Annotated in this window: 1 protein-coding gene and 1 pseudogene; one reads left to right on the forward strand and one right to left on the reverse strand. The window is 38.9% G+C overall.

The features are described 5' to 3' along the window. Nucleotides 1-1,630 precede the first annotated feature (1,630 nt). The gene (locus tag AB4496_RS13640; RefSeq protein WP_016800590.1) at nt 1,631-2,104 is read left to right on the forward strand and encodes a GNAT family N-acetyltransferase; all 474 of its coding nucleotides are present in this window, start codon (nt 1,631-1,633) and stop codon (nt 2,102-2,104) included. 59 nt (nt 2,105-2,163) lie between these two features. On the opposite strand, the pseudogene AB4496_RS13645 reads toward AB4496_RS13640, so the two are convergent. Next, nucleotides 2,164-2,349, reverse strand: a pseudogene (locus AB4496_RS13645) (IS6 family transposase); the annotation flags it as partial. Between the last annotated feature and the right edge of the window lie 194 nt (nt 2,350-2,543).

Here is a 2,543-nt window from a genome sequence, read left to right on the forward strand (position 1 = left end):
ACTTTCTCATTAGCCGAGCAAGTAAATGGCCATCAATAAAGGACGGCGCGTGGGGAGATAAATAGTTAAATCAATAAAAAATAAGGATAAGAAAAAAAAACGGCGCGGCACTTTCTTTTGTCATACGACAGGTCCCTTCTTCGATTAAACGCGGAGTCATGTGGAACCCTTTCATCACCTTCCCACTTAACGTCCACCTTCATCCGGATGGTATGACGTTGTACGAAACTTTTAGACTTTTCCTACCCATCGGCCTTATTGTTATCATATTCAGGTACTAATTGAGTGAGGGGAATTATCGCCTCACCCAACTTTCATTGTGACAACGTCATAAAAAAGACCGAAAGACTAAGGTTATTACCTTCCTTGAAGCCCTTATATAACGTTCTGGTCAAAGTTTTATAAAATATTCAACGTTTTACTGCCCACTTTTAAATCGACTCTCTTTATACCCAAACGATAAAGGTAAGAGAGTACGTCATTTTTAGAAACATTGTATTGACTACGATTTAGAAGTAATAAATATTCTTCTAACAAGTATGGAAAGTCGCTTAATCAACGCCCATGAGTAATGTCAATCTGAGTGATATGTCGGCCAAGCACGGCATTATTGTGAATCGTCCTATATTTATCGTTGGTTCAGCCAATCAAGTCCCGCTTTAGACGTAAGAAACTACTCTGCTATCAATTCATTAGGAGCGACATCTTATCGCTATTAGAAAAACCAAAGCATCAAGGTTTGAACTAGCAACCTAGTGAATACGCTTTCATTATGTAATGATTTTACTTACAAAGTCATACTGTAAGAGACAAAAGATTCCGGAATAATACGTCAAATGGTCTGGGCTAAAACTTATATGGCGGTTCGTATCATTGGTGTTGAGTTTGGCTACACCAATTACGCAAACTACAAAAATAGTGCAGAATAGCTTTCGATAACATTAGCTGCAATATTCCAGAGTTTTGTCTATTTTAGCACTGCGATTGGCCATCTTCGATAACATCAAGATTTGGCCTGTACCAAAGCAAAAGGGTAACCAGCACTCTTTCTTTTGCGCTTACCGAACTCGTTGTCCAAATTTGAACTCGATGTGAGAGCCAGAGCGAATAATGAGAAAGCACTCGTCAATGGAGTGAACGTCACTGTTGAGTGCAAAGGCGGTAAGAGAAGAGCCACCATTTTAGTTGATAAGTGACATACAACATGTAACTGGCTTAGAACACGTTAAAGCTCTCTTTCATTACACTAGTAAGCACTCTAGCAGGGATTTTGTTTTGGTTCTTGTAACGGGACTGTTGCAAAAATACTGTACGGACCCTTTTTTTTAATCATCGTGGGCAACGCTTGGAACTCATATTTCTGTCATGGGTGCAGACAAAATAGGAAACAAGAACTTCCATCCTCATTGTTTGAGAAAGCATACTCTACTGTGACTATATACCTTAATGAAAAACGATTGGCGAGTTCTAGCATGCGCCAGATAAAGAGATCTATAAGATAGTTGAAGAGCCTATGTTAAATGACAGGAACAAAAGCGGCATTACCATTTTGATAACTCAAGATTAGCTTATCAAGATCCTTACATTGGCCAGTTACTTTTAATGAAATACCTACCCAAGGTAAATAAGCATGAATAAAATTAGCTTTTTAAAAATAAACAATACCATTATCGATGACATTATTGCTCTCTCAGTGGAAGAGTCTCAAAAACAACTCATTGCTAACAACGCAGAGTGGCTTGCAGAAGCCAGTTTTAACGACGATAGTATCAACTATGGTATTTACTTAAACGATAAACCTGCGGGCCTGATCTCTCTGATTGACCCTAGAATACTGGACACACACGATGAACACTTTCAAAAGGAGCATTTATATGTATGGCGCGTCATGATTGACCATCGTTTCCAAGGAAAGGGATTGGGGAGTCAAGCGATTAACTTCAGTAAGAAATACGCTTCCATTATCGGTTTAAAAGGCGTCTCCCTGACCACGATGGATAAAGAAAAAGGCAATGCGCTCTCTATTTATCAAAAACTTGGTTTTATACCAACGGGCAGAAGACTTGATGATGAAATTGAATTAATTTTTGGCTTAAAGGAATGAGTGAATAAACAAGTCAGATGGTGTGTCTGGGACGGCTATTTGGCCGCCTCATTTTATACTTAAACTGTAAATGTATTGAAGAGTTCATTCAAAAACGCTGATCCCTCGTGCACTCTCACCTCTGCCCGGTCACGGCTTAACCAAAAATCAAATTGACTCTTGTTCAATATCCGTAACCTTTAAAGACCTTGAATCGCTTCGATGAGCTTTTTGATTAGAGCATGGTCTGACTCTATCGCATTGTCATGGTGTAATTACTCTTAATTTTTTTGCTCATATTTTCAGCTATCATGCGCTAATCTAGAAAACGTTAAAGTTCCAGCTCAGTGCTCTAAAGATCGTAAAGCCTCACCTAGCAGGTCTTCTGGCGAAAGGTTAGAATGGGTGTTCATTATACTTTCGATTCTCCTTGTAGGAAAAGAATTACAAGTCTTCCCTC

Origin of the sequence: Vibrio sp. 10N.222.46.A1 (genome assembly GCF_041473595.1) — a bacterium.
GTDB lineage: Bacteria > Pseudomonadota > Gammaproteobacteria > Enterobacterales > Vibrionaceae > Vibrio > Vibrio tasmaniensis_A.

Excerpts from the sequence above, each read along its gene's own strand:
- AB4496_RS13640 (WP_016800590.1), top strand. The coding sequence starts at position 1,631 with ATGAATAAAATTAGCTTTTTAAAAATAAACAATACCATTATCGATGAC.